The organism is Dietzia cercidiphylli (genome assembly GCF_039531545.1).
In the GTDB taxonomy this organism is placed as follows: domain Bacteria; phylum Actinomycetota; class Actinomycetes; order Mycobacteriales; family Mycobacteriaceae; genus Dietzia; species Dietzia natronolimnaea.
Window position 1 is genome coordinate 127,950 of the sequence record NZ_BAAAQG010000007.1, and the last position, 20,226, is coordinate 148,175.

Below are 20,226 nucleotides of genomic sequence, written 5' to 3' on the forward strand. Positions count from 1 at the left end.
CCGAGAGCACAGCGGGCGCCTACTAGGACTTTAGACCTGAGAGGACGCGGACGAGAAGCAGGGTGGGTACGGTGGTCCGAACGGGTAATGCCTGTTAGGGGACCCTAATCGAAGTTACCGGAGGGTAGAAAAGGGTGTCGGTCGACGAAACCGCAGCACAGAGGAACGCGGCCGTCAACGGTCTGCGCGAGGCCGCGCTGGCGGCCGCCCGGAACGCCTACCGGCCGTACTCAGGATTGGGGGTGGGGGCCGCCGCCCTGGCGTCGGAACCCGGCGGCGACGAGTGCAGGATCGTAACCGGGTGCAACGTCGAGAACGCCTCCTACGGGCTCACACTCTGCGCGGAATGCTCGCTCGTGTCCGACCTCCACCGCACGGGTGGCGGGAGACTGCTCGAGCTCGTCGTCGTCGGCCACGACGGTGACCCGCTCTCACCGTGCGGGCGGTGCCGCCAACTCCTCCACGAACACGGCGGCCCGGACCTGGTCGTCCACACCGCCCGCGGCCCCGTCCGCCTGGGCGAGCTCCTGCCGGACGCCTTCGGGCCGGAGGACCTGACGTGACCCGGTCGATCGACGCCGTGCGGATCATCGAGGCCAAGCGCGACGGCAACGAGCTCGACGACGACGAGATCGACTGGATCGTCGACGGGTACACCCGCGGTGTGGTGCCCCCCGAGCAGATGTCCGCGTTGGCGATGGCGGTGTACTTCCGGGGCATGACCGATCGCGAGATCGCCCGCTGGACCGCGGCGATGGTCGACTCCGGCACCCGGTTGGACCTGTCCGACCTGACGCGCGCCGGTCGTCGCGTCCCCACGGTGGACAAGCACTCGACCGGCGGTGTGGGCGACTCGGTGACGCTCGTGCTGACCCCCCTGTTGGCGACCTGGGAGCTGGCGGTGCCCCAGCTCTCGGGGCGCGGGCTCGGTCACACGGGCGGGACCCTCGACAAACTCGAGGCGATCCCCGGCTGGCGCGCCGACCTGGACGCCGCCACCAGGCGCCGGATCCTCGAGGAGACCGGGGCCGTGATCTGCGCGGCCGGAGCCGATCTCGCGCCCGCCGACCGGGCCCTCTACGCCCTACGGGACGTCACCGGGACCGTCCCGTCCATCCCCATGCTGGCGGCGTCGATCATGAGCAAGAAGATCGCCGAGGGCACCGGCGCGCTGGTGCTCGACGTCAAGTGCGGGTCCGGGGCCTTCCGACCCGACCGCGCCGACGCGGACGAGCTGGCCCGGGTGATGGTCGCCATCGGCACGGCGGCCGGCGTCCGGACCAGCGCACTCGTGACCGCCAACCACACGCCACTGGGTCGGGCGGTGGGCAACGCCGTCGAGGTGGCTGAATGCGTAGAGATCCTCGCCGGGGGCGGCCCGCCCGACATGGTCGATCTGACCTGCGCGTTGGCGCAGGAGGCCCTGGCCGCGGTCGGGATCGACGACGACCCGCGCGAACGACTCCGTGACGGGCGGGCCATGGACTCGTTCCGCGCGATGATCAGCGCCCAGGGCGGCGATCCCGACGCCGCGCTGCCGGTGGCCGCGCACACGGAGGAGCTGCGGGCGCCGGACTCGGGGGAGTTGACGTGGGATGCCCTGGGTGTGGGCCGCGCGTCGTGGTTGGCCGGTGCCGGGCGTACCCGACCTGGCGAGACCGTCGACCCCGCCGCCGGCGTGCTGCTGCATCGCGTCGAGGGCGACCCGGTACGGGCCGGCGAGGTGGTCGCCACCGTCCACGCAGGGGACCCGGGGCGGGTGCCCGCGGCGCTCACCGAGCTGGCGTCCGCCCTGGAGATCGGGGCGCCCGGGACCGCGCGGGGGCCGGCCGGGGTCGTGCTTGGCCGACTACGCGGGTGGTGACGCACCAGCCCGCCGAGCAGCCCTCGACCCCCTCGACCCCAACCCCCCATCGAGAAGACTGTTTCGACCGCATCTCCCGAGTGGAAGTGTGCGGAACGCTCTTCTCGATGAGGCGAGGCGACGCGAGGCGACGCGAGGCGACGCGAGGCGACGCGAGGCGACGCGAGGCGACGCGAGGCGACGCGAGGCGACGCGAGGCGACGCGAGGTGAGGTGAGGCGAGGTGAGGTTAGGCGATGTCGGGGGTGGTCATCAGGCGTTCGACGTCGTCGACCAGGTCGCGCCATTCGCCGGCCTCGTCGTCGAACGGCGCACTGGGCTCGAGCAGCCTGGCGTCGTCCGGGTTGAGGACGTAGTGCAGGAACCGGCGCAAGGAGGTCCCGCGGCCGGTGACCGCGGACTCGAGGTCGGAGTCGCCCACGTAGTTCGCGAGGTCGGTGACCAGCTCCACCGCGAGCGCGAGCTGACCGGAGTCGACCATCCCGGGGCCGACCTCGATGTCGCGGTCGAGGCCGGCGAGGACGTAGGTGTTGTCCTCGGTCACGTGGATGTCCAGGCTGCCGTCGATCGCCGCGAGTTTGACGCGCTCGTAGGTCGCCACGTGGCTGAGCGTCTCGTCGTCGTTGTCCGCCAGGTACCGGGACAGGCCGCGGGCGCTGGTGAACACGTACGCCTGGTCGCCGTCGCCGAGGAACACCGGCCGATCGCCGAGATAGCAGCGCAGGCTCAGGTACTCCTGATCGGCGAAGATGATCTTCACGGGGTCGATCCCGACCGTCTCCCACAGCGAACCCTCCGGGTACCCGGTGGGGGCGGCCTCGGGCTCGGGCGCGGGCTCGGGGAGCGCGGCCTCAGCGGCCTCCAGGTCCGCTCGGGCGCGATCGACCTCGGCGCGCGGGACCTCGGGGGTGGTCATGACGTCCTGGATCGCGTCGAGCACGTCGTCCCAGCCCTTGGCGACGGTCTTCCGGATGGACTTCCACAGCTTCAACCCGTCCCGCCCGTAGAACTCGTCCATCCCGCGGGTGACGGCGGCGAGGATCGGGTTGCCGTTGAAGAACTTGGTGACGGTGTCCAACTCGCACACCTCGCCGATCGAGCGGGCGATGGTGAAGGACTGGTCGATCTCGTCGACCGAGGACTCCGTGGGGTTCTCGCCGAGGAGTTCGAGGACGCCGACGAGGTCGTAGCAGTTCTCGTCCGCGGCGCGGAACGCCAGCACGTCGGAGGTCGCGAACTCGTCCCAGGACGGGTGGTCCTGCAGATCATGTTGCGCGCCGCTCCGGACCAGGGCCAGGAGTTCGGCGGTCGAATCGAACGCGTAGAGGTCCTCGTCGAGGCCGAGGAACGCCTCCCAGTCGTCGTTGTCCTCCCGCCAACTGGGCGCCCAGAGGGTCGTGACGTCTCCCTCAGGGAGACCGAGCTCGATCGGGACTATGTCCTTGGCCATGCCGGTCAGCATATCCACGGCCCGTCAGCCGGTGCCACGGCCCGCCGACAGGGCACCGGCTGAGTCGTCCCCGGCGGCCTCGGCGGCCTGCGCGCGGCCGCTCACCGCGAGGGCGACCGACCCCGAGACCAGCTCGGCGCGTCGGGCGTTGGCCTGCCTGACGGCACTGGAGGTGGCCTCGAGGATGGCGGACGCCACCGTCTCGCAGCCGTGGGCGCGCAACCCGGCCGACAGTACGAGGTCGATCACCGCGCCACCGGAGTCGGCGGTGGCGGTGGCGATCCGGTCCGGGCTCGAGGCCACCACCCGCAGTGTCTCCAGTTGGTCGTGGGCGGACTCCCACTCGGCGGCGATCCCGCGCAGGCGATCGAGGAACGCCTCGACGTCCAACCCGCCGCCGCTCACGTGGCACCCCCCGTCGGGCCGTCGCTCGTGTCCGCCCGGCCCGCCTCCGGGGTTTCCCACCCCTCCGCGCCCCGGTCCGCGTCATCCCAGTCCGCTAGCTCCCATTCCTGCCCGTCCCATTCCTGCCCGTCCCATTCCTGCCCGTCCCATTCCTGCCCGTCCCATTCCTGCTCGGCCAGTCGGTCGAGCAGCTCGCGGGCCTCGCACGCCGCTGCCGTGAGAGTGCGCAGTACCGCCCGCGCGACGTCCGCGGGCCCGCGGTCGAGCAGCTCCGCGGGCAGCGCCAGGCCCACCGGCACGCCGTCGGTACCGACCTCGGCGACGACCCCGGTCATCGGGTCGGTGTGGCGGCAGGTCTCGGCCGTCATCCGCCGGTCGGACGGTAGAAGCCGTAGAAGGACATGCCGATGTTGTCGGTACGCAGCCCCGAGACCGACACGGGGTCACCGGCCTCGACGAGTTGGCCGTTGCCGATGTACATCGCGACATGGCCGTCCCACACCGCCAGGTCGCCAGGCATGAGGTCCGACCGCGACACCTGTGCCCCCACTCCCTGTTCCTGGGCCAGACGGGGGATCTCGACCCCGGCGTCCCGGTACGCCCACTGGGTCAGGCCGCTGCAGTCCAGACCCTGGCCGGGAGTGGTCCCGCCCCACACGTAGGGCACACCCTGCTGGCTGAGCGCGTTGCGGACGGCCCCGGCGGCCTGCTCGTTGGGCGCGGTGGCCACGGACCCGTCGGGCAGCACGACGTCGACACCGCCCCCGAGCACCCCTGCCCCGGCCCCTGCGGAGTCTCCCGCTCCGCTCGCTGACCCCCCGGCGCCACCCGGGTCCCCGGCGCCACCCGGGTACGCGGCGCCACTCGGCGAGATGCCGTCCGCGGAGGCGGTTCCCGAGGAGCCGAGCGAACCGGGTCCGGAGCCGGTGTGGGCGGCGGTCGAGGCGTTGATCGCTCCGCCCGTACTCGAGTCCGTGATGCCCCCCGGTACGCCCGGGGCATCGGGGATGCCGGCGGCGACGGCACGCAGCTCGAGGGTCGGTCCCTTGAGCTCGAGTTGGACCCGCTCGGCCACCTGGATGCCGCGGGCCAGGTGTTCCGTCGCCAGACCCAGCAGCGCGACCTGGCCGGGCGGGGTCATCAGCGTGGGTCCCAGCGCCGCGGCGCGGGCGATGAACTGCTGCACGATGCCGATGACCTCGATGGTGCCGCGGACCACGATGTCGGCGGCGACGGCGGTGACCCTCGCGATCTCGACCGCGGACTCCGTGAGCGCCCCCACCGTCCGACCGATCTCGGCCACCGAGTGGGCGGCGCCCAGTGAGGCCAGCGAATCCCACGTCTCCGAGAGCAGTCGCTCGAGCGGTGGCCCGAGCCGCTGGGCCACCTCCAACCCGTCACTGACCGGTCGCATGACGTCCCGGGCCGGCTCGGGGACGAACTCCTCGGCCGAGAGCAGGTCGAGGATCTGCCGGATGGGCCCCGCGTAGGCCAGCGCGTCAGCGATCATCGGCCCGGCACCGTGATCCCGGCGACGTCGGTCCCGGCGGCGCCGAGGGCGTCGGCACCCGCCGCGTCGGTCTCGGAGTACAACCGGCCGGTCTCCAGGACCAGCTGCCCTGCGGCGTCGCTGACCCGCGCCACCCCGGCGAGCACCTCCCGGTGCCGCGCGGTGGCCGTGAGCAGCGCCGACATGAAGTCGGCCCCGACCGGTCCGAGTACCGGTGCCACCGCGTCGATGGGTAGCGAGTCCACGGCCCCGAGCGTTCCCCCCAGGACCTCGGCCAACGTGGTCAGCCCCGTACCCAGCTCCCGCAATCCGTCCTCGTGGACGTCGATCGCTCCGTCCGCCATTGCCTCGCCCCTCGTCGCCTCTTGTCCCGTCACAGGGTTCGACGCTTCGCGGACTCGCTCCGGTTCCGCCCGATCGGAGAATTCTCCGTTGTGGAATCCTGTCGGGCATGGACATCATCGTCGTGGACCACCCGCTGGTCGGAGACCGGCTCCGTACGCTGCGGGACTCCGCCACCGACACCGCCGGCTTCCGGGCGGCGATGGACGCGCTCGGCACCATGCTCTGCTACGAGGCCTTCCGCTCCATCCCGACCACCGAGGTGCCCGTCACCACGCCCGTGGCCGAGACGACCGGTGTCGCGGTGGACGGCGTCCCGCTCGTGGTGCCGGTCCTGCGGGCGGGACTGGGTCTGCTGGACCCGGCCACCCGGTTGCTCCCCGGAGCGCAGGTCGGGTTCGTGGGCCTGGCGCGCGACGAGGAGACCCACGTCCCGGTGTCCTACCTGTGCTCCCTGCCCGACGACCTCTCGGGCCGGCACGTGGTGGTGCTGGACCCGATGCTCGCCACCGGGGGCTCACTGGTCTCGACCCTGGAGACCCTCGCCGAGCGCGGCGCGACCGGGGTCACGGTGGTCTGTGTCCTGTGCGCACCGGAGGGCATCGAGACGGTGCGGGCGTCGGGGCTGGCGGCCCGGCTCGTCACCGCGACGGTCGACGACCGGCTCGACGACGACGCCTTCATCGTCCCCGGACTCGGCGACGCCGGCGACCGCCTGTTCGGCCCCCGCTGACCGGGACCCGGGACGCCACCGCTGGGACGCCACCGCTCGGAAACCCTCCGCGCGGTAGCCCTCCGCCGGGAGCCCTCAGCTCGGACGCCCCCCGCTCAGGAGGCGACGGCCGAGGCGACCGAGTCGGCGAGAGCGGCCACCCGTCGCGCCGCGTCCGCCCGGTCGGACGCGGACGGTCGTGCCGGGGTCCACGCCTCGACGTAGGTCTTGAGCAGGGGCTCGGTACCGGACGGACGGATCACCGCGCGGGCGCCCGGGGTCGAGACACGGAAACCGGCGGAGCCGTCCAACGGGGTCACCGTGCCGGTCGAGACCAGCAGATCGGCCGCCCGCCGGAGTTCCACGGCGGGGTCGGAGCCGGGCTGAAGAGGGAGCGGGACGTTGCGCCGCACATGCGCCCCGAACTCCTCGGCGAGCGCGTCGAGCCTCGCCCCGACCGGCGGGCCGCCCGATCCGATCATCGCGCACCACGCGCCGGCCGCGGAGATCCCGTCCTTGTCCGCCACCACGTCCGGCAGCACACAGTGGCCGATCGCCTCCTCGTACGCGTAGCGGAGGGGATCGCCGGCCCGGACCAGCCACTTGAACCCGGTGGGCGTCTCCACGTGTCGGCCCCCGCGGGCCGGGACGAGGAGCGAGGGCAGTCTCGAGGACACGATGGTCGAGGCCACGACCGGCGCGCCGGAGTCGCTCCCGACGGTCCGGGCCGATCCGGGGAGCGGGGAGGTCAGCAGGTGATCGGCGAGCAGCCCGCCGGTCTCGTCGCCGTCGAGCATCCGCCACCGGCCGTCGGCGCCCACGAACCCCGTGGCGCAGCGGTCGGCGTCCGGGTCGAGCGCCAGCGCCACGTCGGCGCCGATCTCCTCGGCCAACCGGCGAAGCCGCAGGGTGGTGCCCGGTCGCTCCGGGTTGGGGGAGTCGACGGTGGGGAAGTCCGGGTCCGGGCCCGCCTGCTCGGCCACCAGCGTGACGTCGTCGACCCCGATCCCGGCAAGGACGCGGCGGCAGATCTCGCCTCCCACGCCGTGGACGGGGGTCAGGGCCACGCGCGGGGGCCGAGCGGGGGTCGGTAGGCCGGTGACGACGGAGGCCACGTAGTCGTCGACGAGTGTGGGGTCCACCAGCACGCCGGACGCACCGGCGTGCGGGACGTCGACCCCCTCCCGCGCCGCGGCCGTGAGGTGCCGCTCGATCTCGGCGTCCGTCGGCGGCACGATCTGCACGCCGCCGGGGCCGTAGACCTTGATCCCGTTGTCGGTGGCGGGGTTGTGCGAGGCCGTCACCATCAGGCCGGCGACCGCGCCCCGCGCCCGCACCGCTGCCGCGACGACGGGGGTGGGGACGGGCGACCCGGGGACGACGACGACGAGGCCGTGGGCGGCCAGGACCGCGGCGGCCACCTCCACGAACCGCGCGGACCCGTGCCGGGCGTCACCCCCCACGATCACGGTCGAGCCGGCGGGTTCACGCATCCGCACGTGGCGGGCGACGGCGGTGGCGACCAGGGCGACGGTCCCGGCGTTCATCCGGTCCGGCCCGGGACCCAGCGGGGCGCGGACGCCGGCGGTGCCGAAGGTCAGGGACACGGCGTGCTCGCGGGCATGTCCTGCTCAGCCCCGCGCGACGGCGGGGACGAGCGCGCGCAGGGCGCCGATGAGTCGCCCGGCCCCCGCGGAGCCCGCGGCGAGGACCTCGGCGTGGTCGAGGGGCTGCCCGGTGACCCCGGCCGCGAGGTTGGTCACCAGGGACAGGGCCAGCACCCGGAGTCCGAGCCCCCTGGCCGCCACGGTCTCCGGAACGGTCGACATCCCCACCAGGTCCGCGCCGAGGGTGCGCAGCATGCGTATCTCGGCGGGGGTCTCGTACTGGGGTCCGGGCATCGCGGCGTAGACGCCCTCGCCGGGCCGGGTCCCGGTGGCCGCCCGGAGCGCCTGCGCGGCGGCCTCGCGTAGGCGGGGTGAGTAGGCGTCCACGAGGTCGACGAACGCGGCACCGGTCAGCGGGGAGCGGCCCGTGAGGTTGAGGTGGTCCGAGATCAGGAGCAGGTCACCGACCGCCAGGCCGTCCCGCACGCCGCCGGCGGCGTTGGTGAGCACCAGGACGTCGGAGCCGACGGCGGCCGCGACGTGCGCGGGGTGGACGACGGGGTCGGTACCCAGTCCCTCGTAGAGGTGGCTCCGCCCGGCCACGGACAGCAGTGGCACCCCGTCGACCAGACAACTCGTGACCGTTCCGCGGTGGCCGGCGGCCGACGGCGGCGCGAACCCCGGCAGATCGGCCATCGGGATGGTGACCGCGGTCCCGGGGTCGGCCAGGCCCACGACGACCTCGGACCAGCCCGAGCCCAGGACCAGGGTCACCTCGTGCACCGACCGGCCGCACGCGCGGGCGACGGCGTCGGCGGTCGCCCGGGCGTCCGGGGTGGGGGTGAGGAGCGGAGACACGGGGGTGGGCGGCAGGGGGACGGACGGCACGACGCTAGGCGCCCGGGCCCACGTTGCGGGATTCCCGGGTGCGCAGCTGCCGCACGTAGGAGTCGGGGGCACCCGCGCACTCGGCCGCGTCCGCCAACAGTCCGAGGTAGCGCGCCGACGGCAGGCCCCCCTCGAAGGCGTCCATGACGTACAGCCAGACCAGCTCGGTGCCCTCGGGCGCGGTGGGGGAGGGCGAGGCGACCGCGAACTCGGACTCCTGGGCCCCCACCGGGGGGCCGGGGGGGACGGTGGGACGGCGCTCCACCCGGACCCGGATCTTCCGGGCCGGGATCCGGTCCGTGCCCTCCCATCGGTCGAGGGCGCGGGCGTCCTCGTCGGGGACGTCGTAGAGCACCACGAACACCCTCGACTCGGGGTCCTCGACCACGGTGGCCACGGCGCCCTCCCACGTGGGGTCCTCGCCCGCGAAGGTCAGGCGCCAGCCCTCCAGCCAACCGGTTCCGGCGAACGGGGAGTGCGGCGCGCGGGCGTTCATCTGTTCGGGATGCATGTTGGTCCCGTACGCGGCGTAGAGAGGCACGGCGACCAGAGTAGTCCCTCCGCCGGGTGTGGCCCCGGCGTCCTCCGGCCGCGTGCCGCCGGTTCGACTACCGTGTACGGCGGACGCGACGCGGTCCACCACAGTGGCCCGCGGCGCCCGGCCCCGACCCCGTGACCCGTGGAGGACCACCTGTGACCCAGCGCATCATCATCATCGGCGGCGGACCCGCCGGTTACGAGGCCGCGCTGGTGGCCGCGCAGTACGGTGCGGACGTCACGATCGTGGACGCCGAGGGGATCGGCGGCAACTGCGTGCTGACCGACTGCGTGCCGTCCAAGACGTTCATCGCCACCACGGGTGTGCGCACCGACATGCGTCGCGCCGAGGAGATGGGCGTCGAGATGCACTTCGACCCCACCGCGTACCGGCTCGGCCAGGTCAACGGTCGGGTCAAGTCCCTGGCCCGCGCCCAGTCCGCCGACATCAGGTCCCAGCTCCAGCGCGAGGGCGTGCGACTGCTCTCGGGGACCGCGCGACTGCACGACTCGCAGCCGGGCATGGCGTCGCACCGCGTCCACGTGTCGCTGGACGGCGGCCGGGAGAAGATCCTCGACGCGGACGTGGTCCTGGTCGCCACCGGGTCCAACCCGCGCATCCTCTCCGGCGCCGAGCCGGACGGGGAGCGGATCCTGACCTGGCGGCAGCTCTACGACCTCACCGAACTCCCCTCCCACCTGGTGGTCGTGGGTTCCGGTGTGACCGGCGCCGAGTTCGTCTCCGCGTTCACCGAGATGGGCGTCAAGGTCACCATGGTGTCCAGCCGCGACCGTGTGCTGCCCCACGAGGACGCCGACGCGGCGCTGGTGCTGGAGGAGGCGCTCAGCGAGCGTGGCGTCTCGCTGGTCAAGCACGCGCGTGCGGACGCGGTCGAACACCACGAGGACGGGATCATCGTCCGACTGGGCGACGGCCGGACCGTCAAGGGTTCGCACGCACTGATGTGCGTCGGTTCGGTTCCCAACACCGGCGACCTCGGGTTGGAGAGCGCCGGCATCGAGGTCCAGCGCAGCGGTCACATCAAGGTCGACCGCGTCTCGCGGACCACCGCCGCCGGCATCTACGCGGCGGGCGACTGCACCGATCTGTTCCCGTTGGCCTCCGTCGCGGCGATGCAGGGCCGGATCGCGATGTACCACGCGCTGGGCGAGGGGGTCAGTCCCATCAAGCTCCGCACCGTGGCCTCGGCGGTGTTCACACGGCCCGAGATCGCCACCGTGGGAATCTCCCACGCGCAGATCGAGAGCGGTGAGGTCCCCGCCCGCGTCGAGGTGTTCCCGCTGGCGGGCAATCCGAGGGCCAAGATGCGCAGTCTGCGCCGCGGTTTCGTCAAGCTGTTCTGCCGCCCCGCCTCGGGTGTGGTCATCGGAGGGGTGATCGTGGCGCCGACCGCCTCCGAGCTCATCCTGCCCGTCTCCGTGGCCGTGCGGAATCAGCTCACCGTGGGTGACCTCGCGGGGTCGTTCTCCGTCTATCCCTCGATGACCGGGTCGATCACCGAGGCCGCCCGGCAGCTCATGCGGCACGACGACCTGGACTGATCCCGGGCCGGTGGACCGGCCTGAGCGCCAGGATAAGTTTAGGCTAAGCTCACACCCGGTGCCCGTGACGCGGCACCGGGACTGTGAGGGAGGAACCGTGATGATGCGACGCCGCCTGGCCGCGATCGCCGCTGCCGGTTCGCTCGTGGTGGGTCTGGCGGCCTGCACCACGGACGGCGCCGGAGACGACTCGGACGCGTTGGTGGTCTACTCGGGCCGCAGCGAGAACCTCGTCGGCCCGCTGCTGGCCCAGATCGAGGAGAACACCGGCATCGACCTGGAGGTGCGGTACGCGAGCACCCCCGAGATGGCGGCGCAGATCGCCGAGGAGGGCGAGGCCAGCCCGGCCGACATCTTCTTCTCCCAGGACGCCGGCGCGCTGGGCGCGTTGTCCAAGGAGGGCCTGCTCACGCGGCTCGACGAGGCGACGGTCGCACAGGTCCCCGCCGAGTACCGGGCCACCGACGGGACGTGGGTCGCCACGAGCCTCCGCGCCCGTGTCCTGGTCTACGACTCCGAGGTGCTCGAGGAGTCCGAGGTGCCGGACACCATCGACGCCCTCACCGAGCCGGAGTGGCGGGGCAAGGTCGGCTACGCCCCCACCAACGCCTCGTTCCAGTCGTTCGTCACCGGGCTGCGGGTCGACCGCGGCGACGAGGCGGCCGAGCAGTGGCTCCGCGACTTCCTGGCCAACGAGCCCAGGACGTACGACAACAACGTGGCCCTCCTCGAGGCCGCCGACACCGGAGAGGTCGAGCTCGGGCTCACCAACCACTACTACTGGTACAACACCGCCCAGGAGAAGGGCGAGGAGAACATGCGGGCCCGGGTCCACTACCTGACCAAGGGCGACCCCGGCGCACTGGTCAACGTGGCCGGCGTCGGCGTGCTGGCCTCCACGGACCGGCCCGAGGACGCCCTGCGCGTGGTGGAGGAACTCCTCGGCGAGCAGGCCCAGCTCTACTTCCTCGAGGAGGACAGCGAGTACCCGGTGGTGCCGGGCATCACCTCGGAGGCCGTCGGCCTGCCCCCCCTCGAGACCCTGGGAGGCCCCGACATCGACCTCGGGGACCTCGACGGGCTCGAGCAGACCCAGCAGATGCTCACGCGCGTGGGCATGATCTGACGGGTCCGTCATAGACGTCCGTTCCCGTCTCCGTGGCGGTCGCCCCCTCCTCGGGGTGGCCGCCACTCTGGCGTGCTCCGCGGCCCTCATCCCGCTGGTCTATCTGATCATCCGGGCGGGGGAACGGGGCCCGGCCTACGCCATCGAGGTGGTCCGGTCCGGTCGGTCAGCCGAACTGCTGGTCAACACGGTCGTGCTGGTGGTCCTGGTCACCGCGGCGAGCGTCGTGGTGGGTGTCGCGCTCGCGTGGTTGACGGTGAGGACGGATCTCCCCGGGGCCCCGGTGGTCGGCGCACTGCTCTGCGTGCCACTGGCGATGCCCTCCTACGTCCTCGGCTACCTGTGGGTCGCGGACTTCCCGCAGTTCCTCGGCCTGCCCGGCTCCGTCATCGTGTTGACGATCTCCTGCTATCCGTACGTCTTCCTCCCCGCGGCCGCGGCGCTGCGGGCCGTGGACCCCGGGCTGGAGGAGGTGGCCCGGACGCTGGGGCGCGGATCGGTCAGGGCCGTGCTCGGGGTGACGTTGCGTCAGATCCGGCCCGCGGTCGCCGCGGGGGCGCTGCTGGTGGCGCTGTACACGCTGTCCGACTTCGGAGCCGTGGCCATGCTGCGGTACGAGGCGTTCACCGTCGGGATCTACCACAGCTACCGCGCCTCGTTCGACCGGGTGCCCGCGGCGGTGCTGGCCTGCGTGCTCATCCTGGTGGCGCTGGTGGTGATGGTGGGAGAGCGGCGGGCCCGACGGGGCGAGGTCGCCAGGGTCGGTGCCGGTGTGGACTCCCTTCCCGACCGGGTCCCGCTCGGACGGTTCAGAACGCCGGCGCTCGTGGTCGTCGGATTCGTCCTGACCGGTGGCGTCCTCGCCCCGCTCGTCGGGCTGGTCCGGTGGGTGCGGGCCGCCGCCGAGGTGGACGTGGCGTGGGGACCGGTCCTCGCGGCGGCGGCCACCACCGCGGGGGTGTCGGGCATCGCCGCGCTCGTGACGATCGTGTTGGCCCTGCCCATCGGCATCCTCGCGGCCCGGTCGAACGGCCCGGTCGCCCGGGCCACCGAGGCGGTCGCCCAGATCGGATTCGCGCTCCCCGGGATCACGGTCGGGTTGGCCGTGGTGTTCGTGGGGATCCGGCTGGTCCCCGGCCTGTACCAGCAGTTGCCGATGCTCGTGTTCGGGTACGTGGTGCTGTTCCTCCCGCTCGCCGTGGGCGTGGTCCGGTCCGCGATCGGCGCGATCCCGACCGCGCTCGAGGACGCCTCGGGAGCGTTGGGCTCCGGCCGGTTCCGGACCTTCCTCCGCGTCGTCGCCCCACTATCGATGCCGGGTGTCCTCGCGGGGGGCAGCCTGGTGTTCCTCAGCGTGGCCAAGGAACTGCCCGCGACCCTTCTCCTGCGCCCCACGGGGACGGAGACACTGGCCTCCGCGATGTGGGCCCACACCGAGGTGGCGGCGTACTCCCAGGCCGCTCCCTATGCCGCGATGCTCGTGGCCGTGGCCGTGATCCCCGCCGCGGTCCTCGGCAGGTCGTTCGGGTGGGGCGCGGGAGGGTCCGGGCGAGGCGTCCCGGCACGGACCGCCATCGCGGCCCGTTCGGAGGAGACACAGGTGGGTGCCACATGACGGTGAGGAAGCGCCCCGGCGGCGTGCTCGAGCTCCGCGGCGTGACCGGTGGGTACGGGGGCACCACCGTCGTCCGGGACCTCGATCTGACAGTGGGCTCCGGTGAGGCGCTGGCCGTTCTCGGTGCGTCCGGGTCGGGCAAGACCACCGTGCTGCGCATGATCGCCGGGCTGCACCCGGTCTCGGCGGGACGCATCCTCGTCGACGGCCGCCGCGTGGACCCACTGCCCGCCCAGCACCGCGGGATTGGACTGGTCCCCCAACAGGGGGCCCTGTTCCCGCACCTGTCCGTGGCCCGGAACGTCGGGTTCGGACTCGTACCGGTCGATCCCGTGGCGCGGTGGCGCAGCCGCGCCGAGCGGGCGGCCCGGGTCCGTGAGGTCCTCGAGTTGGTGGGGCTGGCGGACCGGGCCGACGAGCGTCCCTCCCGGCTGTCCGGCGGGCAGCAACAGCGGGTCGCGCTCGCACGCGCGCTCGCCCCGGGCTCGGGACTGATCCTGCTGGACGAACCGTTCAGCGCGCTCGACGCCGCCCTGCGGGGACGGGTCCGGGCGGAGGTCTCGACCCTGCTCGCCGAGTCCGGCGCGACGTCGGTCCTCGTCACCCACGACCGCGCGGAGGCGCTGGCCACCGCCGATCGGGTCGCCGTGCTCATCGACGGCCGCCTCGCCCAGGTCGACACCCCCGAACGGCTCTACTACCACCCGGTGAGCCGCGAGGTCGCCCAGCTGGCGGGGGAGGTCGTCCTTCTCCCGGCCACCGCGGACGGAGGGGTCGCACACACCACCATCGGCGCCGTCCCACTCGACACGCCCGCACGCGGGTCCGGCACCGTCCTGTGGCGCCCCGAGAGCCTGACGGTCCGTCGGGTCGGGCAGGAGGGGCACGGCGTGTGCACCGGCGTCGAGTTCGTCGGCGCGTCGACCCTCATCCGGATGTGTGTCGACGGCACCGAGCAGAGCTTCGCGGTCCCGGTCTCCGGCGGGGAGGTCTTCGAGGTGGGGGCCCGGGTGGAGGTCACGCCCTTGCGTCCCGCCGTCTTCCACGCGGGGCCGTCGGTGCCCGCCTGATCAGCTCTCGGTGGCGGCCCAGCCCAGGGTCCGTTCGACGGCGTCGTTCCAGCGGCCCCACAGGCGCGCGCGCTCGTCCTCGGCCATGCGTGGCTCCCACCGCCGGTCCTCCCGCCACAACTCCCGGAGCCGGTCGGGGGAGTCCCACTGGCCCACCGCCAGCCCCGCGGCGAAGGCGGCACCCAGGGCGGTGGTCTCGGTGACCTCGGGCCGGATCACGTCGATGCCCAGGATGTCGGCCTGGAACTGCATCAGGTAGTCGTTGACCACCATCCCGCCGTCGACACGCAGCGCGTCGGCGGTCTCGCCGGCGTCGGCGGCCATCGCGTCGGTCATCTCGCGGGACTGGAACGCGGTGGCCTCGAGCGCCGCTCGCGCCAGGTGTGCCCGGGTGTGGAACCGGGTCAGGCCCACCAGGGTGCCACGCGCGTCCGGGCGCCAGCGAGGGGCGAGAAGTCCGGAGAACGCGGGCACGAGATAGCAGTCGCCGTTGTCCTCCAGTGACGTCGCCAGTTCCTCGGTCTCCTCGGCGCTCGAGATCACCCCGAGGTTGTCCCGTAGCCACTGCACAAGCGAGCCCGCCACCGCCACGGAGCCCTCCAGCGCGTACACGGCGTCGGCGTCCCCGAGCTTGTAGCAGACGGTGGTGAGCAGCCCGTTGTCGCTGAACTGGGGGGTGGTGCCGGTGTTGAGCAGCAGGAACGCGCCGGTCCCGTAGGTGTTCTTGGCGTCGCCGGGGTCGAAGCAGGTCTGGCCGAACATGGCCGCCTGTTGGTCGCCGAGGATCCCCGCGATGGGGGTCCCGCCGAACATGCGACGCTCGGTCACGTGACCGATCACCCCCGAGGACGGCACGATGTCGGGGAGCATCGCCCGCGGCACCCCGATCTCGCGGCAGAGCTCGTCGCACCACTCCAGGGTCCGCAGATCCATGAGCAGGGTGCGGGAGGCGTTGGTGACGTCGGTGACGTGGAGCGCCGGTTCGCCGTCGGTCCCGCCGCGGCGGCCGCCGGTGAGATTCCACACCAGCCACGAGTCGATGGTCCCGGCCAGCAGCTCGCCGGCCTCGGCCCGCTCGGTGCCGCGTCGGCCCTCGGCGTCGAGGTGATCGAGGATCCACCGGATCTTCGGACCCGCGAAGTAGGTGGACAGGGGCAACCCGGTCGCATCGCGGAACCTGTTGTCTCCGTCGGGGTGGCCCTCCGCCAACCGGGCGCAGATCCCGGAGGTCCGGGTGTCCTGCCAGACGATCGCGTTGTAGACCGGCTCACCGGTCTCCCGCTCCCACACCACCACGGTCTCCCGTTGGTTGGTGATGCCGATCGCGCTCACCAACGCCGGTTCGAGGTCGGCGTGACCGGCCACCTGGGCCATGGTCGTCCGCACGTTCTCCCAGATCTCCAGCGGGTCGTGTTCCACCCATCCGGCCCGGGGCAGGATCTGCCGGTGTTCGACCTGGGCGGTCGCCGCGGGCACCGGCAGACCGTCGTGGTCGAAGAGGATGGCCCGCGAGGACGTGGTCCCCTGGTCGATCGCGAGGATGAACGTGTTACGCGTCACGTCGTCAGACTACGTCCGCCCGGGCGTAGAGTCGGGCGCAACCGGCCGGAAACCGATACCCGGCCCCGGAGGGAGCACGATGCCCACGATCAGATCACGGTCCGTCCTCGGTCCCGAGCGCCGGGCCGAGGCATGGCGGAGGTTGTCGGAGGAGTCCTTCGACATCGTGATCGTGGGTGGCGGTGTGGTGGGCACCGGCAGCGCTGTCGACGCGGCCACGCGCGGCCTGAGCGTCGCGGTGGTGGAGGCCCGCGACTTCGCCGCCGGGACCTCCTCGCGCAGCTCCAAGATGTTCCACGGCGGGCTCCGGTATCTCGAGCAACTCGACTTCGGGCTCGTCGCCGAGGCCCTCCACGAGCGCGAGCTCAGCATGACCCGACTGGCCCCGCACCTGGTCAAACCGCTCAAGTTCCTCTTCCCGCTCACCCGCCGGTTCTGGGAGCGCCCCTACATGGCCGCGGGATTCGTCCTCTACGACCTCATGGGCGGCGCCAAGAGCGTCCCGCCGCAGAAGCACTACAGCCGCGCCGGTGCACGGCGCGTGGCGCCGGGTCTGCGCGAGGACGTCGTGGTGGGGGGGATCCGGTACTGGGACACGTTGGTCGACGACGCCCGCCACACCCTCACGCTCGCCCGCACCGCCGCCCTGCACGGCGCGGTGGTCGCCAACTCCACGCAGGTGATCGGCTACCTGCGGGAGGGCGAACGAGTGACCGGCGTGCGGGTCCGCGACGCCGAGACCGGACGGGAGACCGACGTCCGGGCCGGGGTGGTGCTCAACGCGGCGGGGGTGTGGACCGACCACCTGCAGGAGATGCTGGGGGAGGAGGGCGGCTTCACGGTGCGTGCCTCCAAGGGGGTCCACATCGTGGTGGACCGTGACAAGGTCGACTCGGAGGCCGCCCTCATCCTGCGCACCGAGAAGTCGGTGCTCTTCGTCATCCCCTGGGGCGAATACTGGATCATCGGCACCACCGACACCGACTGGCAGCTCGATCTGGCACACCCCGCGGCGACGGGTGCGGACATCGATTACATCCTCGGGCACGTCAACGCCGTGCTCACGACCCCGATCGGGCGGGACGACGTCCGCGGTGTCTACGCGGGACTGCGCCCGCTGCTCTCGGGCGGGGCCGACTCCACCGCCAAGCTCTCGCGGGAACACGCGGTGATGCGCGCGGCTCCCGGGGCCGTGGTGGTGGCGGGCGGCAAGTACACCACCTACCGGGTCATGGCGGCGGACGCGGTCGACGCCGCGGTGGCCGAGCTGGGACCGGAGCGCGCGGAATCCGTTCCGGCCTCCACCACCGATCGCATCCCCCTCCTCGGTGCCGACGGCTACCCGGCGATGGTCAACCGCGCGGACCGGATCGCGGACCACTACGAGATCAGGGAGGAGCAGGTCCAGCACCTGCTCGACCGCTACGGTTCGCTTCTCGAGGACGTGCTGGACCTGGCGGCGGACCGCCCCGATCTGCTGGAGACCCTCGACGGCGCCGATCGCTACCTCCGGGTCGAGATCGTCTACGCCGCGCTCGCGGAGGCCGCTCTGCACCTGGAGGACGTCCTGGTCCGCCGGACCCGGATCTCCATGGAGTACCAGCACGGAGGGGTGGCGTGCGCCCGCGAGGCCGCGCAGCTCATGGCGGAGGTGCTGGACTGGGATACCGACCGCGTCGAGCGGGAGGTCGAGATGTTCGAGCAACGGGTCGCCGCGGAGCTGGCCAGCCAGGTGACGGACTCCGACGACGAGGCGGACGGCTTCCTCCGCGGCGTCCCCGAGGTCCGCGAGTTCCTGGTGGAGGCGACCGTCGACCCCGCGAGCGCCGAGCCGGTCGTCGACCACCCGGCCTGACCGAGGGGCCACCCTTCCCGACCGAGGGACCACCTATCCCGACCAGCGCGTGATGGGGGTCGGAACCGGCACGGCCGCGCTCCGCACCCCCTGACACCGGAAATCCGCTGCCGCCCTGCGCGATCGGCTGTCCGGTGGGGCAGCGGATGGCGCAGGAGAGCAGCGGATCCGGGGGAGGGGCGGGCCCGACGGCGCGGCCCGGGGTGGACGACGCCGTCAGCGGGTCACTTGATCTCGCAGAGCACCGTTCCCTGGGTGACCGCGGCGCCGGCGTCCACGGACAGGTCGGTGACGACGCCGTCCTTGTGGGCGGTGACCGGGTTCTCCATCTTCATGGCCTCGAGCACGGCGATGAGCTCACCGGACTTGACCTCCTGGCCCTCCTCGACGGCCACCTTCACCACGGTGCCCTGCATGGGGGCCGAGACGGCGTCCCCGGAGGCGGCGGCACCGGCGGCCCCGCCACGGGTGCGGGCCTTGGCCTTGCGGCGGACGGTGCCACCGTTGTGCGACCCGCCGAAGGCCAGGTCACCGGGCAGCGAGACCTCGACGCGGCGGCCGTCCACCTCGACGACGACCTTCTTGCGCTCGACCGGCTCGTCGTCGTCGGCGGGGGCGCCGGTGGCGCTCCACGGCTCGATCGGGTTGTCCCACTCCTCCTCGATCCACTTGGTGTAGACGTCGAAGCCCTTCCCGTCACCCACGAAGGCGGGGTTGGCGACGACGTGGGCGTGGAACGGGATGACGGTGGCCATTCCCTCGACCGTGAACTCCGCGAGGGCACGGGCCGACCGCGCGAGCGCCTGGTCGCGGTCCTCGCCCCACACGATCAGCTTGGCCAGCATCGAGTCGAACTGGCCACCGATCGTGTCGCCCTGCTCGACGCCGGAGTCGACGCGGACGCCCGGCCCGCTGGGCTCGTGGTAGCCCGTGATCGTGCCGGGGGCGGGCAGGAAGCCGCGTCCGGCGTCCTCGCCGTTGATGCGGAATTCGAACGCGTGGCCGCGCGGGGTCGGGTCCTCGGTGAACTCGAGCACCTCACCCTCGGCGATCTTGAACTGCTGCAGCACGAGGTCGATGCCCGCGGTCTCCTCGGTGACCGGGTGCTCCACCTGGAGGCGGGTGTTGACCTCGAGGAAGGAGATCGTGTCGCCCTGGACCATGTACTCGACCGTGCCGGCGCCGTAGTAACCGGCCTCCTTGCAGATTGCCTTGGCGGAGTCGTGGATCCGCTTGCGCTGGTCGTCGGTGAGGAACGGGGCCGGGGCCTCCTCGACGAGCTTCTGGAAGCGACGCTGCAGCGAGCAGTCGCGGGTGCCGGCGACGACGACGTTGCCGTGCTGGTCGGCGAGGACCTGGGCCTCGACGTGGCGCGCCTTGTCGAGGTACTGCTCGACGAAGCACTCGCCGCGACCGAAGGCGGCGGTGGCCTCACGGGTGGCCGAGTCGAAGAGCTCGGCGACCTCGGACATCTCGTGGGCGACCTTCATCCCGCGCCCGCCGCCACCGAAGGCGGCCTTGATGGCGATGGGCAGGCCGTACTCCTCCGCGAACTTCACGACCTCGTCGGCATTGGCGACGGGGTCCTTGGTGCCGGCCGCCATCGGAGCCTTGGCGCGCTCGGCGATGTGGCGGGCGGTGACCTTGTCGCCCAGGTCGCGGATGGCGCTCGGCGGGGGGCCGATCCAGATCAGCCCGGCGTCGATGACGGCCTGCGCGAAGTCGGCGTTCTCGGAGAGGAAGCCGTACCCGGGGTGGATGGCGTCGGCTCCGGACTTGGCGGCCGCGTTGAGGATCTTGTCGAAGACCAGGTAGGACTCCGCGGAGGTGGTGCCCCCCAGGGCGAAGGCCTCGTCGGCCAGCTTGACGAACAGGGCATCGGCGTCGGGCTCGGCGTACACGGCCACGCTGGCCAGACCGGCGTCCTTCGCCGCGCGGATCACACGTACAGCGATCTCGCCGCGGTTGGCGACGAGGACCTTGGTGATGTGAGAGCTGGCATGACTGGGCACTCAGGGCCTCCTGGTGATGGACGTCTCTTAGACCGGTGCGCCCGGTAGGGGCACCGATATTCTCCAGCAGTCTAATGAGAGGCCCCCCTCATGTGTGGGTTTGGGGGTCGA

General features: G+C 72.5%; 17 protein-coding genes and 2 pseudogenes. 8 read left to right on the top strand and 11 right to left on the bottom strand.

What is annotated here, in order from left to right; translation table 11 throughout:
• Window positions 1-134 precede the first annotated feature (134 nt).
• Window positions 135-563 carry a cytidine deaminase gene (locus ABD250_RS06900; RefSeq protein WP_182658292.1) on the top strand — a complete coding sequence of 143 codons (429 nt, stop codon included), beginning with the start codon at window positions 135-137 and terminating at the stop codon, window positions 561-563.
• Window positions 560-1,864 (top strand): thymidine phosphorylase, encoded by a 1,305-nt coding sequence (locus ABD250_RS06905; protein ID WP_344391451.1) that lies wholly within the window; start codon window positions 560-562, stop codon window positions 1,862-1,864. The genes ABD250_RS06900 and ABD250_RS06905 overlap by 4 nt, the downstream gene beginning before the upstream one ends.
• A gap of 228 nt (window positions 1,865-2,092) precedes the next feature.
• Here ABD250_RS06905 and ABD250_RS06910 read toward each other — a convergent pair whose 3' ends face one another.
• From ABD250_RS06910 to ABD250_RS06930, 5 genes are read right to left on the bottom strand one after another with little or no spacing between them, the layout of a single operon-like run.
• Window positions 2,093-3,313: a primosomal protein gene (locus ABD250_RS06910; RefSeq protein ID WP_182659564.1), complete on the bottom strand. Its 1,221-nt coding sequence runs from the start codon at window positions 3,311-3,313 to the stop codon at window positions 2,093-2,095.
• Window positions 3,314-3,337: 24 nt separating this feature from the next.
• Window positions 3,338-3,718: a YbaB/EbfC family nucleoid-associated protein gene (locus ABD250_RS06915; RefSeq protein WP_304815629.1), complete on the bottom strand. Its 381-nt coding sequence runs from the start codon at window positions 3,716-3,718 to the stop codon at window positions 3,338-3,340.
• On the bottom strand, window positions 3,715-4,086 hold the full coding sequence (locus ABD250_RS06920; protein WP_344391453.1) for a hypothetical protein: 372 nt from the start codon (window positions 4,084-4,086) through the stop codon (window positions 3,715-3,717). The genes ABD250_RS06915 and ABD250_RS06920 overlap by 4 nt, the downstream gene beginning before the upstream one ends.
• Entirely contained in the window at window positions 4,083-5,228 is a 1,146-nt protein-coding gene (locus tag ABD250_RS06925; RefSeq protein ID WP_182659576.1) for a C40 family peptidase, read from the bottom strand. Before ABD250_RS06925 ends, ABD250_RS06920 begins: the two co-directional genes overlap by 4 nt.
• Window positions 5,225-5,572, bottom strand: a complete 348-nt coding sequence (locus tag ABD250_RS06930) for a type VII secretion target (RefSeq protein WP_182659577.1) — start codon at window positions 5,570-5,572, stop codon at window positions 5,225-5,227. The genes ABD250_RS06925 and ABD250_RS06930 overlap by 4 nt, the downstream gene beginning before the upstream one ends.
• Before the next feature lie 107 nt (window positions 5,573-5,679).
• Here ABD250_RS06930 and upp point away from each other — a divergent pair, with 107 nt between their 5' ends.
• A complete protein-coding gene (upp, locus tag ABD250_RS06935) occupies window positions 5,680-6,303 on the top strand; it encodes a uracil phosphoribosyltransferase (protein ID WP_182659578.1) in 624 nt (207 codons plus the stop codon).
• Window positions 6,304-6,398: 95 nt separating this feature from the next.
• On the opposite strand, the gene ABD250_RS06940 is transcribed toward upp, so the two are convergent.
• From ABD250_RS06940 to ABD250_RS18080, 4 genes and pseudogenes are all read right to left on the bottom strand, one after another.
• Window positions 6,399-7,889, bottom strand: coding sequence for a phosphohexomutase domain-containing protein (locus tag ABD250_RS06940; RefSeq protein WP_344391457.1), 1,491 nt, complete (start codon window positions 7,887-7,889; stop codon window positions 6,399-6,401).
• A gap of 24 nt (window positions 7,890-7,913) precedes the next feature.
• Window positions 7,914-8,747, bottom strand: a complete 834-nt coding sequence (locus ABD250_RS06945; protein ID WP_344391910.1) for a purine-nucleoside phosphorylase — start codon at window positions 8,745-8,747, stop codon at window positions 7,914-7,916.
• 34 nt (window positions 8,748-8,781) lie between these two features.
• Window positions 8,782-8,940, bottom strand: a pseudogene (locus ABD250_RS18075) (gamma-glutamylcyclotransferase); the annotation flags it as partial.
• Window positions 8,941-9,033: 93 nt separating this feature from the next.
• A pseudogene (locus tag ABD250_RS18080) lies at window positions 9,034-9,318 on the bottom strand (gamma-glutamylcyclotransferase family protein); the annotation flags it as partial.
• Window positions 9,319-9,470: 152 nt separating this feature from the next.
• On the opposite strand from ABD250_RS18080, the gene ABD250_RS06955 reads away from it, so the two are divergent.
• The 4 genes from ABD250_RS06955 (at window position 9,471) to ABD250_RS06970 (ending at window position 14,688) form a co-directional block, all read left to right on the top strand.
• Entirely contained in the window at window positions 9,471-10,877 is a 1,407-nt protein-coding gene (locus tag ABD250_RS06955; RefSeq protein WP_179524756.1) for an NAD(P)H-quinone dehydrogenase, read from the top strand.
• A gap of 100 nt (window positions 10,878-10,977) precedes the next feature.
• Entirely contained in the window at window positions 10,978-12,003 is a 1,026-nt protein-coding gene (locus ABD250_RS06960) for an iron ABC transporter substrate-binding protein (RefSeq protein WP_179524757.1), read from the top strand.
• A 55-nt stretch (window positions 12,004-12,058) separates the two neighbouring features.
• Window positions 12,059-13,618 (top strand): ABC transporter permease, encoded by a 1,560-nt coding sequence (locus ABD250_RS06965; RefSeq protein ID WP_259846280.1) that lies wholly within the window; start codon window positions 12,059-12,061, stop codon window positions 13,616-13,618.
• The gene (locus ABD250_RS06970; protein WP_182645687.1) at window positions 13,615-14,688 is read left to right on the top strand and encodes an ABC transporter ATP-binding protein; all 1,074 of its coding nucleotides are present in this window, start codon (window positions 13,615-13,617) and stop codon (window positions 14,686-14,688) included. The genes ABD250_RS06965 and ABD250_RS06970 overlap by 4 nt, the downstream gene beginning before the upstream one ends.
• Here ABD250_RS06970 and glpK read toward each other — a convergent pair whose 3' ends face one another.
• Complete coding sequence (gene glpK, locus ABD250_RS06975) at window positions 14,689-16,248, bottom strand: glycerol kinase GlpK (RefSeq protein WP_182616180.1); 1,560 nt, start codon at window positions 16,246-16,248, stop codon at window positions 14,689-14,691.
• A gap of 79 nt (window positions 16,249-16,327) precedes the next feature.
• Between glpK and ABD250_RS06980 the strand changes: the two genes are divergently transcribed.
• On the top strand, window positions 16,328-18,103 hold the full coding sequence (locus tag ABD250_RS06980; RefSeq protein ID WP_179524760.1) for a glycerol-3-phosphate dehydrogenase/oxidase: 1,776 nt from the start codon (window positions 16,328-16,330) through the stop codon (window positions 18,101-18,103).
• Between the two features lie 224 nt (window positions 18,104-18,327).
• Here the strand turns inward: ABD250_RS06980 and ABD250_RS06985 are convergent, their stop codons facing one another.
• Window positions 18,328-20,115, bottom strand: coding sequence for an ATP-binding protein (locus ABD250_RS06985; RefSeq protein ID WP_182658235.1), 1,788 nt, complete (start codon window positions 20,113-20,115; stop codon window positions 18,328-18,330).
• Between the last annotated feature and the right edge of the window lie 111 nt (window positions 20,116-20,226).